This window comes from Salinivibrio sp. VGrn1 (assembly GCF_009377995.1).
GTDB lineage: Bacteria > Pseudomonadota > Gammaproteobacteria > Enterobacterales > Vibrionaceae > Salinivibrio > Salinivibrio siamensis.
This window is the reverse complement of sequence record NZ_SATA01000003.1, coordinates 227,191-243,503: the sequence shown is the minus strand read 5'-3', so window position 1 is coordinate 243,503 and position 16,313 is coordinate 227,191. Positions and strand designations below refer to the sequence as shown.

Annotated in this window: 15 protein-coding genes; 7 read left to right on the top strand and 8 right to left on the bottom strand. The window is 50.6% G+C overall.

Going from position 1 to position 16,313, the window contains the following annotated elements; translation table 11 throughout:
- Positions 1 to 18: 18 nt before the first annotated feature.
- The 3 genes from dnaX to EHW56_RS06815 are packed head-to-tail and all read right to left on the bottom strand — an operon-like array spanning position 19 to position 3,331.
- Positions 19 to 2,283, bottom strand: a complete 2,265-nt coding sequence (dnaX, locus tag EHW56_RS06825) for a DNA polymerase III subunit gamma/tau (RefSeq protein WP_152794768.1) — start codon at positions 2,281 to 2,283, stop codon at positions 19 to 21.
- A 57-nt stretch (positions 2,284 to 2,340) separates the two neighbouring features.
- Positions 2,341 to 2,886 carry an adenine phosphoribosyltransferase gene (gene apt / locus EHW56_RS06820; protein WP_152794766.1) on the bottom strand — a complete coding sequence of 182 codons (546 nt, stop codon included), beginning with the start codon at positions 2,884 to 2,886 and terminating at the stop codon, positions 2,341 to 2,343.
- 37 nt (positions 2,887 to 2,923) lie between these two features.
- Positions 2,924 to 3,331 carry a YbaN family protein gene (locus EHW56_RS06815; RefSeq protein ID WP_152794764.1) on the bottom strand — a complete coding sequence of 136 codons (408 nt, stop codon included), beginning with the start codon at positions 3,329 to 3,331 and terminating at the stop codon, positions 2,924 to 2,926.
- 423 nt (positions 3,332 to 3,754) lie between these two features.
- Here EHW56_RS06815 and EHW56_RS06805 point away from each other — a divergent pair, with 423 nt between their 5' ends.
- Positions 3,755 to 4,138 (top strand): hypothetical protein, encoded by a 384-nt coding sequence (locus EHW56_RS06805; RefSeq protein WP_077668771.1) that lies wholly within the window; start codon positions 3,755 to 3,757, stop codon positions 4,136 to 4,138.
- A gap of 134 nt (positions 4,139 to 4,272) precedes the next feature.
- Here EHW56_RS06805 and EHW56_RS06800 read toward each other — a convergent pair whose 3' ends face one another.
- Together EHW56_RS06800 and EHW56_RS06795 are read right to left on the bottom strand one after the other, a co-directional pair.
- Positions 4,273 to 4,917, bottom strand: a complete 645-nt coding sequence (locus tag EHW56_RS06800; protein WP_172969983.1) for a DUF2057 domain-containing protein — start codon at positions 4,915 to 4,917, stop codon at positions 4,273 to 4,275.
- A gap of 91 nt (positions 4,918 to 5,008) precedes the next feature.
- Positions 5,009 to 6,064, bottom strand: a complete 1,056-nt coding sequence (locus EHW56_RS06795) for a porin (RefSeq protein WP_152794762.1) — start codon at positions 6,062 to 6,064, stop codon at positions 5,009 to 5,011.
- Between the two features lie 538 nt (positions 6,065 to 6,602).
- Between EHW56_RS06795 and dinG the strand changes: the two genes are divergently transcribed.
- The 6 genes from dinG to EHW56_RS06765 all read left to right on the top strand — a co-directional run bounded on the left by dinG (position 6,603) and on the right by EHW56_RS06765 (position 13,171).
- Positions 6,603 to 8,675 (top strand): ATP-dependent DNA helicase DinG, encoded by a 2,073-nt coding sequence (gene dinG / locus EHW56_RS06790; protein ID WP_152794760.1) that lies wholly within the window; start codon positions 6,603 to 6,605, stop codon positions 8,673 to 8,675.
- A 14-nt stretch (positions 8,676 to 8,689) separates the two neighbouring features.
- Complete coding sequence (locus tag EHW56_RS06785) at positions 8,690 to 9,463, top strand: TSUP family transporter (protein ID WP_077578509.1); 774 nt, start codon at positions 8,690 to 8,692, stop codon at positions 9,461 to 9,463.
- A gap of 23 nt (positions 9,464 to 9,486) precedes the next feature.
- Positions 9,487 to 10,038 (top strand): primosomal replication protein, encoded by a 552-nt coding sequence (locus EHW56_RS06780; protein ID WP_046073589.1) that lies wholly within the window; start codon positions 9,487 to 9,489, stop codon positions 10,036 to 10,038.
- 14 nt (positions 10,039 to 10,052) lie between these two features.
- The gene (locus EHW56_RS06775) at positions 10,053 to 10,979 is read left to right on the top strand and encodes a histone deacetylase (RefSeq protein ID WP_172969984.1); all 927 of its coding nucleotides are present in this window, start codon (positions 10,053 to 10,055) and stop codon (positions 10,977 to 10,979) included.
- Entirely contained in the window at positions 10,976 to 11,158 is a 183-nt protein-coding gene (locus EHW56_RS06770; RefSeq protein ID WP_077605903.1) for a DUF2496 domain-containing protein, read from the top strand. Before EHW56_RS06775 ends, EHW56_RS06770 begins: the two co-directional genes overlap by 4 nt.
- 582 nt (positions 11,159 to 11,740) lie before the next feature.
- Positions 11,741 to 13,171, top strand: a complete 1,431-nt coding sequence (locus EHW56_RS06765; RefSeq protein ID WP_077578512.1) for a sodium:alanine symporter family protein — start codon at positions 11,741 to 11,743, stop codon at positions 13,169 to 13,171.
- A 106-nt stretch (positions 13,172 to 13,277) separates the two neighbouring features.
- Here the strand turns inward: EHW56_RS06765 and EHW56_RS06760 are convergent, their stop codons facing one another.
- The 3 genes from EHW56_RS06760 to EHW56_RS06750 all read right to left on the bottom strand — a co-directional run bounded on the left by EHW56_RS06760 (position 13,278) and on the right by EHW56_RS06750 (position 16,233).
- The gene (locus EHW56_RS06760; protein WP_046073593.1) at positions 13,278 to 13,481 is read right to left on the bottom strand and encodes a hypothetical protein; all 204 of its coding nucleotides are present in this window, start codon (positions 13,479 to 13,481) and stop codon (positions 13,278 to 13,280) included.
- Between the two features lie 133 nt (positions 13,482 to 13,614).
- Complete coding sequence (locus tag EHW56_RS06755) at positions 13,615 to 14,346, bottom strand: 3'-5' exonuclease (protein WP_077578513.1); 732 nt, start codon at positions 14,344 to 14,346, stop codon at positions 13,615 to 13,617.
- 9 nt (positions 14,347 to 14,355) lie between these two features.
- Positions 14,356 to 16,233: a DUF294 nucleotidyltransferase-like domain-containing protein gene (locus EHW56_RS06750; RefSeq protein ID WP_046073595.1), complete on the bottom strand. Its 1,878-nt coding sequence runs from the start codon at positions 16,231 to 16,233 to the stop codon at positions 14,356 to 14,358.
- Positions 16,234 to 16,313: the final 80 nt, after the last annotated feature.

Sequence of the window (16,313 nt, the reverse complement as noted above, 5' to 3'; positions counted from 1 at the left end):
CTCTCTTGGTTAGGTGTCTTAAATTGGTCGAATGCTATCTTCTTCTAACTCCGCCGCAAAGCGTTGAAGAATAAAAGTCACATTCGGATCATTATGCAGGCTGTGTGTCGCCTGCGCTAATTTTTGTTGATAGAGCTGCTCGCGCCGCTCTAAAGGTGTGATTCCCGCTTCCCCGAGCTGTACCTCCAAGGTTATGGGGGCGCCCAGCGCCGTCGTCAAGGCCTGAGTCAATTGCTGCTGCGCTTTTTCGGTATTAAGGTGCGATTGATCCGGGCGCAATGTGAGCTGTACGCGCTCGCCTTGCTGGGACATCGCCGCATTCAGTGCCATTTGTTTAACTAGGCGCTCTACCTCTAAACTGTCTGCCAAGGCACACCAAGGATCTTGTGCGTTGGTTTCCTGTACCAGTTTGTCGCGCATGGCGGGCGTTTTTTCATGTTCTAACGCCTGTTTTAACGACTTAGGTGTCAGTGAAGGCACCGTCTCGGGCTCCGGTGACACAGGTTGCGTAGAGCGCCACTGGTAAGGCTCTGACGACCCGTTAGTAGGTTCAGTCACGGGTGACAACAACACACTCGGTGTCTTTTTTTCAGGCGTGGACACAGGCGATGCTCCCTCTGCCGCCGTCGCGACGCGATCGAGCACAGATAACGCATCAGTCTTGGCCGGTGTCCGCCCCGCCTTTTTTACCCCACTCCCCGATTGTTCAGATTGACGTTTCATACGACTACGCAACTGATTACGAGCCTGAATAAGACTAGAGGCAGGCGAAGAGGCAGACGGCTGATTCGCAAGTGATGACCCGGCATCTGGCGCCGAGTCATCGACTGCTGGTTGGCTCAGCTCGGAAACACTCGCTTCATGTGCCCCTCTGCCGGATGCACCTGCGCTAGGCACCTCCGCGCTAGTCTTTGCCGTCGCCTGCTGAGGAGTTGGCGCGCGTGTGTCATTGATATTTTGGGGACTTTCCGGCGTGTCTCGGTCATTGCTCTCCGGGGTATCGCCCATGGGCCGGTTCTGTTGTACTTCGTGCCCCTGGCTTGGTGACGACTGGTTTGGCGACGCCGCACTGGCCGATGAGACCTGCGCTTTCAACGCGTTCAGTGCTTGCGAGGGATCTTTTTTTACCGGCTGTTGTGGTGAAGATGCGGGATCGTGTGCCGGCACCGATATGGTAGCCGGTTCATACGGTACCGTTTTCACCGGCTGAAACGCCAACATACGCAGCAAGACCATTTCTAGACCGGCCCGCCCATCAGGGGCATAAGGCAGGTCTTGCCGTCCTTGCAGTGCCATTTGGTAACACAGCTGCACATCTTGTGGCGCAAGCCGCGAGGCCAAGGCGTGAATCCGTGCTTGCTCCCCGCTGTCATCATCATGGGTCTGAGGCAGTGCTTGGGCAAGCGCCACATGGTGAAGCTGGCTGGCTAACTCTTTGAGTAAACCATCCCACTCCACCCCGACGTGCGCAATCTGCGCCAGCATGTTCATCAATTCAACCGCATCATGATTCGCCAAGGCTTCAAGGAGCAAGAGTGCGTTATCGGTACTCAAGGTCCCCAGCATGTCAGCGACAGCTTGGGTGCTGATGTGGCCATTTCCGAGCGCGATGGCCTGGTCGGTTAAGCTCAAGGCATCACGCATACTGCCTTCCGCAGCCCGTGACAATAGCATTAAGGCACGTGACTCTGCCTCGACACCTTCTTGACCAAGGATATGCTCTAGCTGCGTCTGAATCTGGCTCGCATCAAAGTGTTTTAGGTGAAATTGCAAACAACGCGATAAAATGGTGACCGGCAGCTTTTGTGGATCCGTGGTCGCCAATAAAAACTTTACGTACTCAGGCGGCTCTTCCAGCGTTTTTAGCAGCGCATTGAAGCTGTGCCGTGACAGCATATGGACTTCATCAATGAGGTACACTTTGAAGCGGCCACGTGCGGGTTTGTATTGGACGTTATCGAGCAGCTCTCGCGTGTCTTCCACCTTGGTCCGGGACGCAGCGTCAATCTCCAGCAAATCAACGTAACGTCCCTCGTCAATTTCAAGGCAGGTTGCGCACTGACCACATGGCGAAGAAGACACCCCTTGTTCGCAATTGAGCCCTTTGGCAAAAATGCGCGCAATGGTGGTTTTGCCCACACCACGAGTACCACTGAACAAGTATGCGTGGTGCAAGCGGTCATGATCCAATGCATTGGCTAAGGCCGTCAGCACATGACTTTGACCGGCAACAGACTCAAAATTATGGGGTCGCCACTTGCGAGCGAGGACTTGGTAACTCATGTCAATCCGCTTCCTGTATGCTTATTGCTAACGCGGGACCCTGCATATAGCCTGGCATTAATGGCCTGCAAATTCACACAAGCTATAAACACTGATCCCAAGCGCGGCCAGCTTTTCTTCACCGCCGATATCCGGCAAGCTTATCACAAACCCAGCGTGTTCTACGGTGCCACCTAAACGGCGCACCAACTTCACGGTGGCTTCTATAGTGCCGCCTGTCGCCAGTAGATCATCAATCACCAGTACTTTATCCCCCTCAGCAATCGCATCACGATGGATTTCCAGGGTATCTTCACCGTATTCTAGCTGATAGTTTTCGCTGATCACCGCGCGTGGCAACTTGCCAGGCTTACGCACTGGCACAAATGGGAGCCCTAGCGCAAGCGCCAATGGTGCACCAAATAAAAAGCCACGTGACTCGGTACCAATCACCTTGGTAAATCCATGATCGCGGTATTGCGCAACCAGGGCATCAATGGTGGCTTGGTAGGCTGCAGGGTCTTCCATTAAGCTGGTGACATCGCGAAATAAGATGCCAGGTTTGGGATAGTCTGGGATGGTTTGAATACTTTGTTTGATGACATTCAAGCTGTCGGTGCTCATGGCCAATTCTCGCCGGTAAAAAACGCAAACCGTCATGTTATGAATTTTCGGCCGAGCCAGCAACAGATTCCGTTTCAGGTAGGCGGAGAAACCAGCATAAGAGCACAATTAGGCAGGTAACCAGTAACGCTTTCAGCCACATCGCCCCGACGATATAAATGGAGAAGCTAAAACTTGCCACTATCATGACGGTCGCGCGTCGTTTTACTTTGCGACTAATCGCGCGCTTTTGGTACCAGTCCGTCAATATCGGCCCGAACGTTGGATGGGCGTGGAGCCAGTTAGCGATGCGAGGAGAGCCTCGCATAAAGCAACCACTGGCGAGCAGCAAAAACGGCGTGGTCGGGAGTACCGGCAAAAAGGCGCCTGCCGCACCCATCGCGACCCATAACCAACCTAACCCGTTCCATAACCAACGCCATGCGGCTGTCGGTGCTTGTTGCATAGTCTCTATTACCCTTCGATTCGAGATGGTCGCGCTTGTTCACTCACGCTAAGTGTAGTGTCAGAGACGATGGAGGTACAGGGTGGCGAATAAGGAATGCCGCACGGCGAGTGAATAAGGCGGTGATTAGCCGCCAAAAATAATGCCAAGCCAAGTGAGACTGGCAGGTAAGGTCGGGATCAGTAATACCAGCAGGAAGCCGATGAAGTACTTGACGTTATAAGGCTCTTTAAAATCATGTTCCATTTTGTTACTTCACTCACAACAGCATAACAACAGTGAGCGGGTACTATAGCTCAGGTCAAGACCGCTAAAAACGGACTCTTTGTAAGGTTTTAGCCGGTTCATTGATTTACATCAGGGTAACAACTTGTGTGACTGCGTCATGATAAAAGTCATTTTAGCCAATCAAGCGAACTGACCATGGATAAAACAACCCTTGCTCAGCTGGGGCGTGAACTTAACCGCGAACGCACTGAGCTAGTAGCAACATTAACCACGCGATTGCGTGAAGACTGGGACAAGCATTGCGAGAACCTCACCATTTCGGATCTGATTAAAGAAAGCCAAGGGGTACCTGGTGCCATCCGATGCCTCGGTGAACGTTTAGAAAAAGTCGATGCGGCTTTATGTGCCATGGATTTGGAGATTTATGGCTTGTGTGCCGATTGTGAAAGTGAAATCCCACTGGATGATTTAATTAAAGACGCCGCCGAGCAGCGCTGCCCACAGTGCCGTGCGTCAAATTATTATCATCACGATCCAGCCACTCGCCGAGCCACAGCAGGAGCACGTAAAACCGTGTGATCGCGAGGTTGACTTTCGCTTGTCTCATCGTGGCTTAAACGGAACGCGCCCAGCATCAGCTGGGCGCGTTTTTTATTGACTATTTAAAGCTGACAAGCGGGTGATACTAACGATCACACATCATCCTGAGGCGTTTAATCTTGGTCAATAATCCAACGACGGAACGACTTACGCTCTTGGTCACTGGCTTTGGTATACCAAAGCTTTAACTGCGACAAGGCATCACCTTTAATAGAGGCTTTACCTTGATCATCCACCTCGACCAATACATCGTTGAGGTTCTTGCTTTCACCTTGGTCGATAATGATACCATTCTCACGGTTATACTCCGCCACCAGCGCTTCCATGTCGGCATAGGCGCCAAAGCCATCGCCCTCAAGTTCAACAGCTTCCAGTGGCATCACATCGCCATTCTCGAATTCAGCTTGCCACTGCGGGCCAGAGGAGAAATAGCTTTTCGCTTGTGATTGCGAACGAAGACGGCTGCTAACGCCAATGGTAGCATCACGTCCATCGACTGTAAGCTCAAACAGATACGGACGGGATGTAAAGATCACTTCTTTGCTTCCCCGCTTGACCTCTCCGTCAAAGCGCATCACCAACTGGTGTGTTCCCTCGCTGAGCTCAATACTTTGCTGTGGTGCCCAGCTTTCAAAGGTCACCTCTTTACCATCTGCAACCAAGAACTCAATATTACGTGCTGATGTAATGGTCGCTGCTTGCGCAGCGCCTGCCGCCAATAAAACAGCGAGTGCGCTGAACCAAGTGACTTTTTTCACGTTTTACCCCCAAAATTACTAATAAAAAAGCCGCCCGAGGGCGGCTTTTAAAAAACCAGTACTACATCAGTAGTGATTGGTTAACGTTCAATTAGAACTTAACTTCTAGACCCGCTAGGTAAGCAGTGTCGAAATCGGCATCTTGACCATCAAAGCCTTCACCGTCAGCTACTGCTAGCTCAACGTAACCAGTTACGTTGCTGTGGAAGCTATGAGTCGCGTTCACGTAAACAGTATCTTGGTCAGCTTTGTTCGATTTTGTGTTGCTATCTGCTTCATAGCGGTTGTAACCGATGGCAAATACGTTTTTACCCATGGTGTAATCAGCTGCAAGGCCAATGGTGTCGACATTAAGCTCTTGAACACCGTCAACAACTTCGTACTCAACCTGGCCGTAAGAAGCTGCAAAGCTAAACGCATCCATTACATAGTCAGCTTCGATATTGAAACCGTTAATATCGCGCTGTCCATCTTCGGTATCGATATCTTGACCGTTGTAAGCATAGATACGCGCATCAAGATCGCCTACACGATAACCGATGCGGCCATCGATGATTTGGTCAGCTTCGCCCTGGTCAACGGTTTGGGGCTCATACTTAGTAGTGTTCTCATTGTAAACAGGTGTAGTGACCGGTCCTGTTACATCATCATCGTTGTCTTCACCGTTAGACTCTAGCAGCGCAGAGATACCTGCGTAAAAAGTGCCGTTGTCATAGACGTACTTAGCAACCTGATCACCGTGTGCGGCAACAAAATCGACTGACTCACCGCCGAACTCTTTGTCTTTACCGTTGCCAGCATCGTCCGCGATCAGGTATTGACGACCGAAAGTAACAGTACCGAAATCACCGCCGAAGCCAACGAAAAGCTCGTCGTTAGTTACATCGCCATCTTCAAATTCATACGCAAAACCGCCTAGGGCGTTGATTTTGTCAGAGATAGCAACGGTAGTGTTGATTGCGATATCACCATCGTCCAGTTTCCATGCACCTTCTGAGTTTTCAGCAAGACCGCTGATGTACTGAACTTCAGTTGCACCAGATGCGTCTACTTTAACGCCGTTTGCGTCATACAGGTTGATGCTTGCTGATGCTGAGCCAGCAGCCAGCAGAGCTGGTACTGCCATTGCTAGAATAGTCTTTTTCATGGTTAATCCACTGCCTTTTCTATTTAGTCATTATGAGTTCCTTCTTGGAACTCTGTTTTATTGTGACTGTCACTCTATTACCAGCAGCAAAAACGCTGCGAAGAACAAAATGCCAGTTCACTGAAACTTCGTGGCTAATCGTGCAGAACATTTGTAGTTCTGTCAACTCGCCGGAAGCGCATTACAATCTAGACAAAAACCGCTTAAAAACAACAATATAGTGATATTTGTTGAACTGAGATCACAGTTTAATTGACTCAACACCCGCCTTTTGATGAAAATAAACAACAAACACTAACAACATAAAACACCAAAAATCACAGTATTTATTGCTTATATTAGAATAAAAAACTAATCAATAGCTTAAATCAGGCGTTTTGTTAATCAAACGGCAGATCAGCAAGATAGCGAAGAATGGTTCAAATTAAATTCGTGACCAAGATCTCATATCTGTAAGGAAATCTTGCAGTTCGCGATCGTTTTCACGTTTTTGCCCCGTGTTATACTAGGCGCCAACCTTTGCAACTCGGACCTGTTGATGCTCAGTCCTGCCGTAAAATCAGACATTCGCGCGTGCTATCAAACGCTACAAGATCAACTTCCCCACTTTATTCCCCGTAAAGCTCAGAACTATTTGGTGGCAGAGCTCGCGAAAACCCTAGCTGGCGATTACGCGCCTAAACGGCGACTATTAGTGGCAGAAGCAGGCACAGGGGTCGGTAAGTCGATGGCCTATCTGATGGGTGCGATCCCGTTTGCACTCAACAACAATAAAAAAGTGGTGATTTCAACTGCGACGGTGGCGTTGCAAGAACAGCTTGCCAATAAAGACATCCCGTTTTTTCATCGCATCTGCCCCAAACCGTTTGATTTTATTTTAGCCAAAGGGCGTCAACGCTATTGCTGTGCACATAAGCTCAGTGCGGTAGCGGACATGGAAAGCATTCAAGGGGCGCTATTTACCCAAAAACCCAAGCGCAGCGAGCAATTATTACTCAACGATCTCTACGCTGCGCTGAATCGGGGTAAGTGGGATGGTGACAGAGACAGTTGGCCAAAACCCATTGCTGATCATCTTTGGCAAGCCATCGCCTCTGATAAGCACACTTGTCATGCCGGTTTGCCCGCCCACCGTGCTTGCCCGTTTGCTAAAGCACGAGAGGCGATGGATAAAGCGGATGTGGTGGTGGTGAACCACAGTTTGCTGCTCGCCGATCTCGAACTCGGCGGCGGAGTGATCTTGCCCGAGCCGGAGCAATGCCTGTATATGATTGACGAGGCTCATCACTTGCCCACTGTCGCGCGAGACTTTTCTGCCGCCAGTGCCAGCCTGTTGGGTGTGGTCAGCTGGCTGGAAAAGCTCAATCAAGCGACGACCAAGTTGGGGAATACCGCTGATATTAAGCGCGCACATCGGTTTGTGGATAGCTTGCTAGACGCGATTCAAACCTTAATCCCAGGCTTACGCGAGGTTAAACAACAGCTCAGTCAATTGCCGCTCAACGATGATGGTTGCTACCGCTTTGCTGATGGCGAGCTCCCCGATGCGCTTACCTCACCCAGTGAGCAACTCAAAACGGCGAGCAAAAAAGCCCATCAGGCATTGGGAAAAATTCATGATTTGATCAATGAGCGTCTGAAAGAAAATGACATTTCGGCAAAACTGGCTGATCCGGCGCTCGCGGAAACGGCTTTTTTCCTGCAACGGTTAGAAAATTTAGAAAAGGTGTGGACCTTGATGGCTCAACCTAATTCGGATAAAGGCGCCCCCTTGGCACGTTGGGTGCGAGCGTGTCGCGAGCGCGAAGGCGACCTTTGGATCCATGTCTCCCCCTTGGAAGTGGGTTGGCGTTTAGACCAAATGCTCTGGTCCCGTGCAGCCGGGGTTGGCCTATTTTCCGCGACCTTACGTGCACTCAACCGGTTCAGTTATTTCTGCCGTCAAGTGGGCTTGAGCGAAACCGACGGCTCGCGTTATTTAGCCTTGCCTTCGCCATTTGATTACGCCAACAAAGCGCGCTTGGTGATCCCGACGATGCCTTGTGAACCTCAAGCGAGCGACTTTACGGATGTGCTGAGCGATAAAATACTCGAACATCTGGAAGGCGAACGCGCCTCTTTGGTGCTCTTCGCCTCCTACTGGCAAATGCAGCAAGTGACAAAAGCGATAGAAAGCACCTGTAAGCAACGGGGCTGGCAGCTGCTTTGCCAAGGGAGCCAGTCGCGTCCCGGATTACTAAAGGCGCATCAGCAAGCGGTTAACGCTGATAAAACCAGTATCATTTTTGGCACCGGCAGCTTTTCCGAAGGCCTGGACTTACCGGGCAACTTATTGACCAACCTCATTATTACTAAGATCCCTTTTGCCGTGCCCACCTCGCCGGTTGAAGAAGCGCACGCGGAGTATATCGAGCGCTGTGGTGGCAACCCGTTTTTACAAATCGCGGTGCCAGAAGCGAGTAAAAAGCTTGTACAATCAGTCGGTCGTCTACTGCGCAAAGAAGAGGACTCTGGTAAAGTAGTGCTTCTTGACCGGCGCATTATCACCCGTAGATATGGCCAATCCTTACTCGACTCGCTACCTCCCTTTACACGCGTGATCGAACCTTAAACTGACGAGTTAACATGCTGGAACTGATTGACCTCTCTACTTTAGTTATTCTGGGGCTGACCGCGTTTGTCGCTGGATTTATTGATGCGGTGGCTGGCGGTGGCGGCATGCTCACTGTCCCTGCTCTATTATCACTTGGCCTGCCGCCGCATGTTGCGTTAGGCACCAATAAGTTGGCCGCGACCTTTGCGTCGAGCACCGCCGCGTTCACTTATTATAAAAAGCGCCTATTTTCTCCCTTATTTTGGCAACATGCGTTTTGGGGCACCTTAATTGGCGCCACGGCCGGCACCCTGCTGGTGGACGTTCTGAGTACCGAATGGTTAGAGAAGGCCATTCCCATTGTGGTGTTGGTCGCCGCGGTGTATACCATCTGGCATCCACACCCTAAAGGCGATAACAACCAGCTACCCGCACGTTGCCCAAAGCTGCCCATAAAACAGTGGAGTCAGGGTTTATCACTTGGCTTTTATGACGGAGTGGCAGGCCCGGGAACCGGCGCGTTTTGGACGGTTTCCACCATGTCGCTCTATCGGATGAATATTTTGCTATCCTCGGGATTAGCAAAGGCGATGAACTTTACCAGTAACTTCACCTCACTGGTGGCGTTCGCGCTGTTAGGCCATGTAAGCTGGGCGCTGGGCTTAACCATGGGAGCCTGCTTAATGCTAGGGGCTTTTATTGGCGCTCACTCAGCCATCCGCTTTGGTAGCCGTTTTATTCGCCCTATTTTTATCACCGCGGTGGTTATTCTAGCGGGCAAACTCGCCGTTGATGCTTGGTTCTAGCCCTCATTGAGAGAGAAAACATCATGAAAGCGCAAATCGATGCCATGGCTCAACATTTAGATCAACTCGCCGTTCAAGCCGCAGAGGTTGATCGTCGCCGAGGAGAAGCCAAGGCACCGCTATTTGCCACGCCACTTTTTCACTGCAAAGGTAAGTTATTAACGCCCTGTGTTAATGAAGCACAAGGCCTGTTAGCCGTGATGCGCCGCGATCATCAGCAAGGGGTACTAACGGATGCGCGAGCCACCCATATTTGCGAAACCTTGTTAGCACAAATCACCGCACTCCAGCGTGAACTTGCCACTCAACCTTTACGTAAGCAAGAACAAGCTCGTCGTGGTCCAAGACGCCAATCTATCGGTGAGCTCTATCAAGACTTGGCCAAGCATCAAGACTGGGAGCGGCGTCTCGCCGACAAACTCCGTGATGCCAACGCCAGTGTTGAGATGGCCTCCAGTCCGGCTGTACGGCAACAGCATCAAAAGCAAGTTCTCGCGCTCGAGCAGCGTCTAGCGCGGTGCACCAAAGCCCGAGAACGCATTGAAACCACCATTACTTACCGGGAAAAGCGATAACGTAAGGAGCGAATGTGCTACCACTGATATACCATCCCATTTACTCTGATTTCCCGCTTCCCGAGGGTCACCGTTATCCACTGCAAAAGTACCGGCTGCTGTTCGAACGATTGCAAGCGCTTGGATTGCCGGTTGCGTTTTACCAGCCCACCGCCGCGCACAGAGAGATCATTGACGCGATTCATGACCCCGCCTATGTGAGTCAATTACTCGAGGGCAACTTGCCTTTGGTAAAAATGCGCCGTATTGGGTTTCCTTGGAGTGAGTCGCTAATAAAGCGCAGTTTAACCTCACTGGGTGGCACCACCTTAACGGTGGATCAGGCATTGCGCACGGGTCTGGCTATCCACCTTACCGGCGGCTACCATCACGCCCATTATGACTTTGGCAGTGGCTTTTGTTTATTTAACGACTTAATGATTGCTGCACGTCATGCCCTCACGCAGCCGGGCATAGAGACAGTGATGATCGTCGATTGCGATGTTCACCACGGTGACGGCACCGCCGCGCTAGCCTCCTCACATCCAGATATTGTGACCTTTTCCGTCCACTGTGAGAAAAATTTCCCCTCGCGAAAACCATCATCAACGCTTGATTTACCCCTCCCGATTGGCACCCAAGATAACGACTATCTCGATGCCTTTTTGCCTTTACTCGACCTTGCACTGGCTCAGCACCGCCCCGACATGGTGATCTATGATGCGGGTGTCGACGTGCATAAAGACGATGCGTTGGGGTATTTGTCACTTACCGCTGAGGGTATTTTTCAACGCGACACAGGCGTGTTATCACGGTGTGCCTCCCACCAGATACCTGTCGCTGCGGTCATAGGAGGAGGCTATCATGACACCCATGAGCAGCTAATCCCGTTGCACGAACAACTGATACAAGCCGCGCTCACCCACTTTCCCGACTTTTCCGCCAGCCTGGAGGTATCATGACTGACTCACATTCTTCCTCGTCAAAAGCACTCGAAGAGGCCCCCGACGACGTTAAACTCGCCGTCGATCTTATTTACTTGCTTGAAAGCCATGCGATCGATACCGACACAGCGCTCTCCGCGATCGATATCGTTAAGCATGATTTGCTGACCAAAAAAGCGGCGTCATCCAGTGAATAAGTCACCTTTATCTACCGGTTCGGGCAAATTCGTTCGACAGTCGGTACGATGAATCGGCGGCAATATGAGGCATTGATCACATTTCGTTCAGCGCGCAAGAAAACGTTATTTAATCAAAAAATACGGAATAATATGCGAAAGACGTCGAGATGACTGCTTTAACATCAAGTAATTAGCGTGCAACCCATTACATTCTTGTTACAGTTTTTAGTGCTGTTATTAACACCCAAGGCCGTTCAAAAAACCAACAGATCAATAATCATCTAGTGTTTTGTCTCACAAATGTCGGTATTATCCGGCGTGCTCCACCTAGTGTATTGATGTGCTAAGACATCGCTATCACTGGCAACGGCGCACTCTGGCAACAGCCCAGCATGGATTCAAAATGCTGTTGCAGATCCAACATCGCGCGTCATAGCAAGCCAGATGTTTTGGTGCTATCGCGCGTTTCGTTGCTCACCTGCATGGACGGCAGAGATCTCACATGGACAGTGGTTGTCGACCCTCGCTCTTTCACGATGAACCTAAGTTCACGTGTTTATCGAGTTAGGCGTCTCCCAACAGACAAAACAGAGTTTAATGATGGAACAACTTAAAAATCTATTTGTGTCCATAGTCGATACAGGTAACGGCCTCCTTTGGGGCAGCGTACTCATTTATCTTTTGATTGGCTTAGGTTTGTACTTCACCGTACGATCTGGCTTTATTCAATTCCGTAACTTTGGCCACATGTTCAAACTCATGGCCAACAGCCGCGATGGCGCGTCAGGTGGTATCTCTTCTTTCCAAGCCTTTAGTACCAGTCTGGCAGCGCGCGTCGGTACCGGCAACATGGCCGGTGTGGCCGTCGCACTCTATCTGGGTGGCCCTGGTGCTATCTTCTGGATGTGGCTAACGGCATTGGTCGGCATGGCAACCAGTTTCGTCGAGTCCACCTTGGCGCAGGCGTACAAAGTTAACCACAACGATAAGACCTTTCGCGGTGGCCCGGCTTACTACATTGAGAAAGGCTTAGGTCAGCGCTGGTTAGGTATTGCGTTCGCTATTTGTCTGATTATCGCCTTTGGTCTGGCGTTTAACGGTGTCCAGTCCAACTCGATTGCTGCAGCAATGAATACCGCGTTTGGCTTTGATGCCTTAGCGGTTGGCATCGGCCTTGCCGTAGTGACCGCACCCGTGATTTTTGGCGGTATGCGTTCGGTTGCGCGTGTGGCGGAGCTGATCGTGCCGTTTATGGCACTGGCGTATTTGCTGGTTGCGCTAGTCGTGGTTGGCATGAATATCGAGCAGCTACCTGCTGTGATCTCCACCATTGTTAAAAGCGCGCTCGGGCTTGAACAAGCGGCGGGTGGTGCAATGGGTTATGCGATCGCGCAAGCGATGATGCACGGTATCAAGCGCGGTTTGTTCTCAAACGAAGCAGGTATGGGTTCAGCACCGAATGCGGCCGCTACCGCAACCACCAAGCCGAATCACCCAGCGGCGCAAGGCTATGTTCAGATGCTGGGTGTTTTTGTCGACACCATCGTTATCTGTACCGCGACAGCATCGATCATCTTGATCTCCGGTATGCTTGAGCCAAATAGCGGCCTAACGGGTATTGCGCTTACCCAAGAAGCATTGGTTAGCCAAGTGGGTGACTGGGGTGCGGCGTTTATTGCTATCGCAATCCTCTTATTCGCTTTCACCTCTATCATTGCCAACTATTCTTATGGTGAGTCAAACATCGAGTATATTTTCCGCTCGAAAAACGCGATTCTGCTCTACCGTATTGCTGTGCTAGCAATGGTGTTGGTGGGATCGATTACCGACTTACCGTTAATCTGGAGCTTTGCTGACTTGTCGATGGGCATGATGGCCGTGATCAACTTGGTGGCGATTGCGCTCTTGTCGGGTGTCGCCTTCGCGCTGATGAAAGACTATGAAGACCAGCGCCGTGCGGGCAAGAACCCAACCTTTGATCGCACCAAGTTCCCGAAACTGGATAAGCAAATCGATAAAGACGTTTGGTAATCCCCTACGGGTCATACGAAAAAACCACCGAGCAATCGGTGGTTTTTTTACACTCACTTTTAAGTCTTAGGCTTGCGCTGGCGCCGTTATACCAAAGTATCTAAGGCTACACGCTCAACCAATAGCCAATGAGTAGGGCGAAAACAAGACACGCGCCCGCATAAAACCCCAACTCAATTTTACGTGCGGTCATGTCCTCAGCCTCTTCAGGCTTTAAAGTGATCCCCCAATACGCAAAGCCAATGGACGATGACAGCAATAGCACACCGAGACCGAACGCTAACCCTTCAACCGCATGGATCAATGTCATTTTTCCTCTCACTTTCGTCACTGACTTGTAGCACGTTGATTATACGCCTTATCAGTCATTACGAAAACCATCAGCAAAGGGTTCATTGTCTCGCCACGAGCCTCTACTTTAGTCGCGAGGACCGTTCCCACGGTTAGCGCCATAGTTCACTGATGGGCGTGTCCGGTGAAAAGTCATGGGCAATTTGCGCTTGCAGTAGTTCAGCCGTTGCCATCGCATCCGTCAGCGCATGGTGGCTCTGGTAAAAGGGTAAGTGATAACGATGACGACTATCGGCTAAACGAATCGACTCGGGCGGGCGACGGGCAATCCAATCCATAAAGCTGCGTTTACCGTTTCTATGTTTGCGCGCTTCTAATTCCATGGTATCGACCATTGGGAAAATGATCCCCTCGCCTAGGCGCTGTTTGATCGCACGGTCCAGAAACTCCCGCTCAATACGGCGATAATGAACCACGACTACTGAGCCGGCTAGTGCGCTCAGTAAAGGTTCAATCACATGCGAAAAGTCAGGGGCATTCACGATATCTGAGTGGGTGATCCCATGAATGACAATCGACGACTCTGCCAACGGCCGGTTAGGGTTAACAATCCAGTGTTGCGCATGCTGACAACGAATGCGATTCAGGGTAAAGGGCACCAAGCCAATACTGACAATCGCATCTTGCTGGCTATCAAGCCCTGTGGTTTCAAAGTCTAACGCCACAAAAGACACCTGGGAGACAGGCGTATCAGGCGATACCCAGCCTTGCTGATAAAACGCTTGCAACGTCTCATGCTGGACCGTCTCACGTTTGGTTTCCAGCATGGCACGCCAATCCACGTGGTCGGCATCCTCTTTTTTTCTCAAATCGAAATGAAGCATACCCTCCCCTTAAGACCGATTCGGCTGATAGCGGAATTTCAAGAATTTCTGCGCGTTACTTAAGATCTGAAATGCATCTTTTAAGTTTCGACGTTCAAAGTCAGATAGGTTCTCTGGCTCAATGTTGTTGTCCGGCTCGCGACCCGCTTCGATGTCTAACGCTTGATGACGAATGCGCACCATAGAGATAAATTCCATCGCATCGCGTAAGTCTGGGCCTCGACCTTTAGGCAAGATCCCCGACTCGATAATATCGTCCAAACGCTCAAAGGAGTTTTGCGAGCGTGAATCGATCGCCAATGAATGTACCCGAATCAGATCGGCCAAAGGTGCCGTGCCACGACGTTTTAAGTTAATGGAATTGTTATGACGCCCGTCTTGCTCCATGACAAAGTCTTTGAAAAAGCCCAGTGGCGGTGTGCGATTGAGCGCATTGCGTGCCATCGCCGCCAAGAAGCGGTTGTTGCGGCGCGCACGACGACCAATAAAGGCTTTAAGTTGCTCTGCCCAGTTAGTACGACCATGGACGCCATCAAGGTCAAAAAAGATATTGCTATCAAGTAGCGATCGCGGACTGGGATTATCAATCCAATCAGCAAAGCATTGCTCCCACTCTTTCAGCGTTTTTCGCCACTCAGGGTTAGTCGCCATAATATTGCCGGTGCAATACGTATACCCACACGCATTCAATCCATCAGAGACACGTTTAGACAAGGCTTCAAAATACGCATTGTGCTGACTGTGATCATAACTATCGTCCAAAATAATGGCGTTATCTTGGTCAGTAACAATTAACTGCTCGTCACGTGCCATTGACCCCATGGCTAAAAAGCAATACGGCACTGGCGGCTCACCGAGCTCTTCCTCAGCAAGCTCAAGCAAGCGCTGTTTGAAACTACGCCCAATCACCGACAACGCGGAGCCTATCATATGTGAATTCGCGTCTTCGTTGACCATACGGACAAAGCAATCTTTCACTTGTTTAGACAAGATGACCAAATCATCCACAGATTGTTGGCGGAAGATACTCGCCACCAAGAACAAACTGTTTTGCGACTCATAGCGCGCGATATCAGACAGTGCGACCACACCAATCGGCTTACCGTGTTGAATCACGGGCACATGATGAAGGTTTGAGCGCAAGATGGTCAGCATTGCCTCAAAGATATACGCATTGTGGTCAAGCGTGATCAGCTGTGGTGACATGATTTCTTGCACTGGCGTCTCATAAGGCAACCCTTCCGCTAAGACGCGATTACGTAAGTCACGATCCGTTATGATCCCCAGTACCGGCTTTATACCTGTATCAGGATCTGGCTCATCGCCCATCACCAGAATAGAAGAGACTGTCTCTTGTGACATGACCTGAGCAGCGTGCTGAACCGAGTCTGTACTGGATATCATTACCGGGTCACGGATAATCAGTTTTTTCACTTTTGAGGTGGTCAAGTCGTTGGCTTCATTATGACTCGAGACCGCTTGGCGCAATCGGGTTCTGTCCTCTACCTCAACAAAATCAGCAAAGTGCTCAAAGTCATCAAAGAGCCGGTTGAACATCGCCTCTGGGATAAAATAGACCAAGGTATCCTCGATCGCTTTGGCGGGCATCCGGACGCGGTTGTTCATCAAAAGGCCCATCTGACCAAAGATATCGCCTTCTGAAATACGGTTATACAAGGTTCCATTCCGGCGAAAGAGCTCGACCGCGCCACTGCGCAGGATGGCTAAATCGTGAATTTCATCACCGTAAGCAAAAATATCGGTGCCTGCACGGTAGTAACTGATTTCAATACTGGTTGCTACCTCAGCCACCACCTCTTCCGGCATCGCGTCAAAAGGGGCGTACTGCGCAAGAAATGTCGCGATTTCAATTTGTTCAGCTTCCATAATGCTCACCTAAACCTGCATTTTATTGAAGGGCTCCCCCTTTGGGGCATCCGTTCTTTCGCCAGCGGCACAGCTCAAGC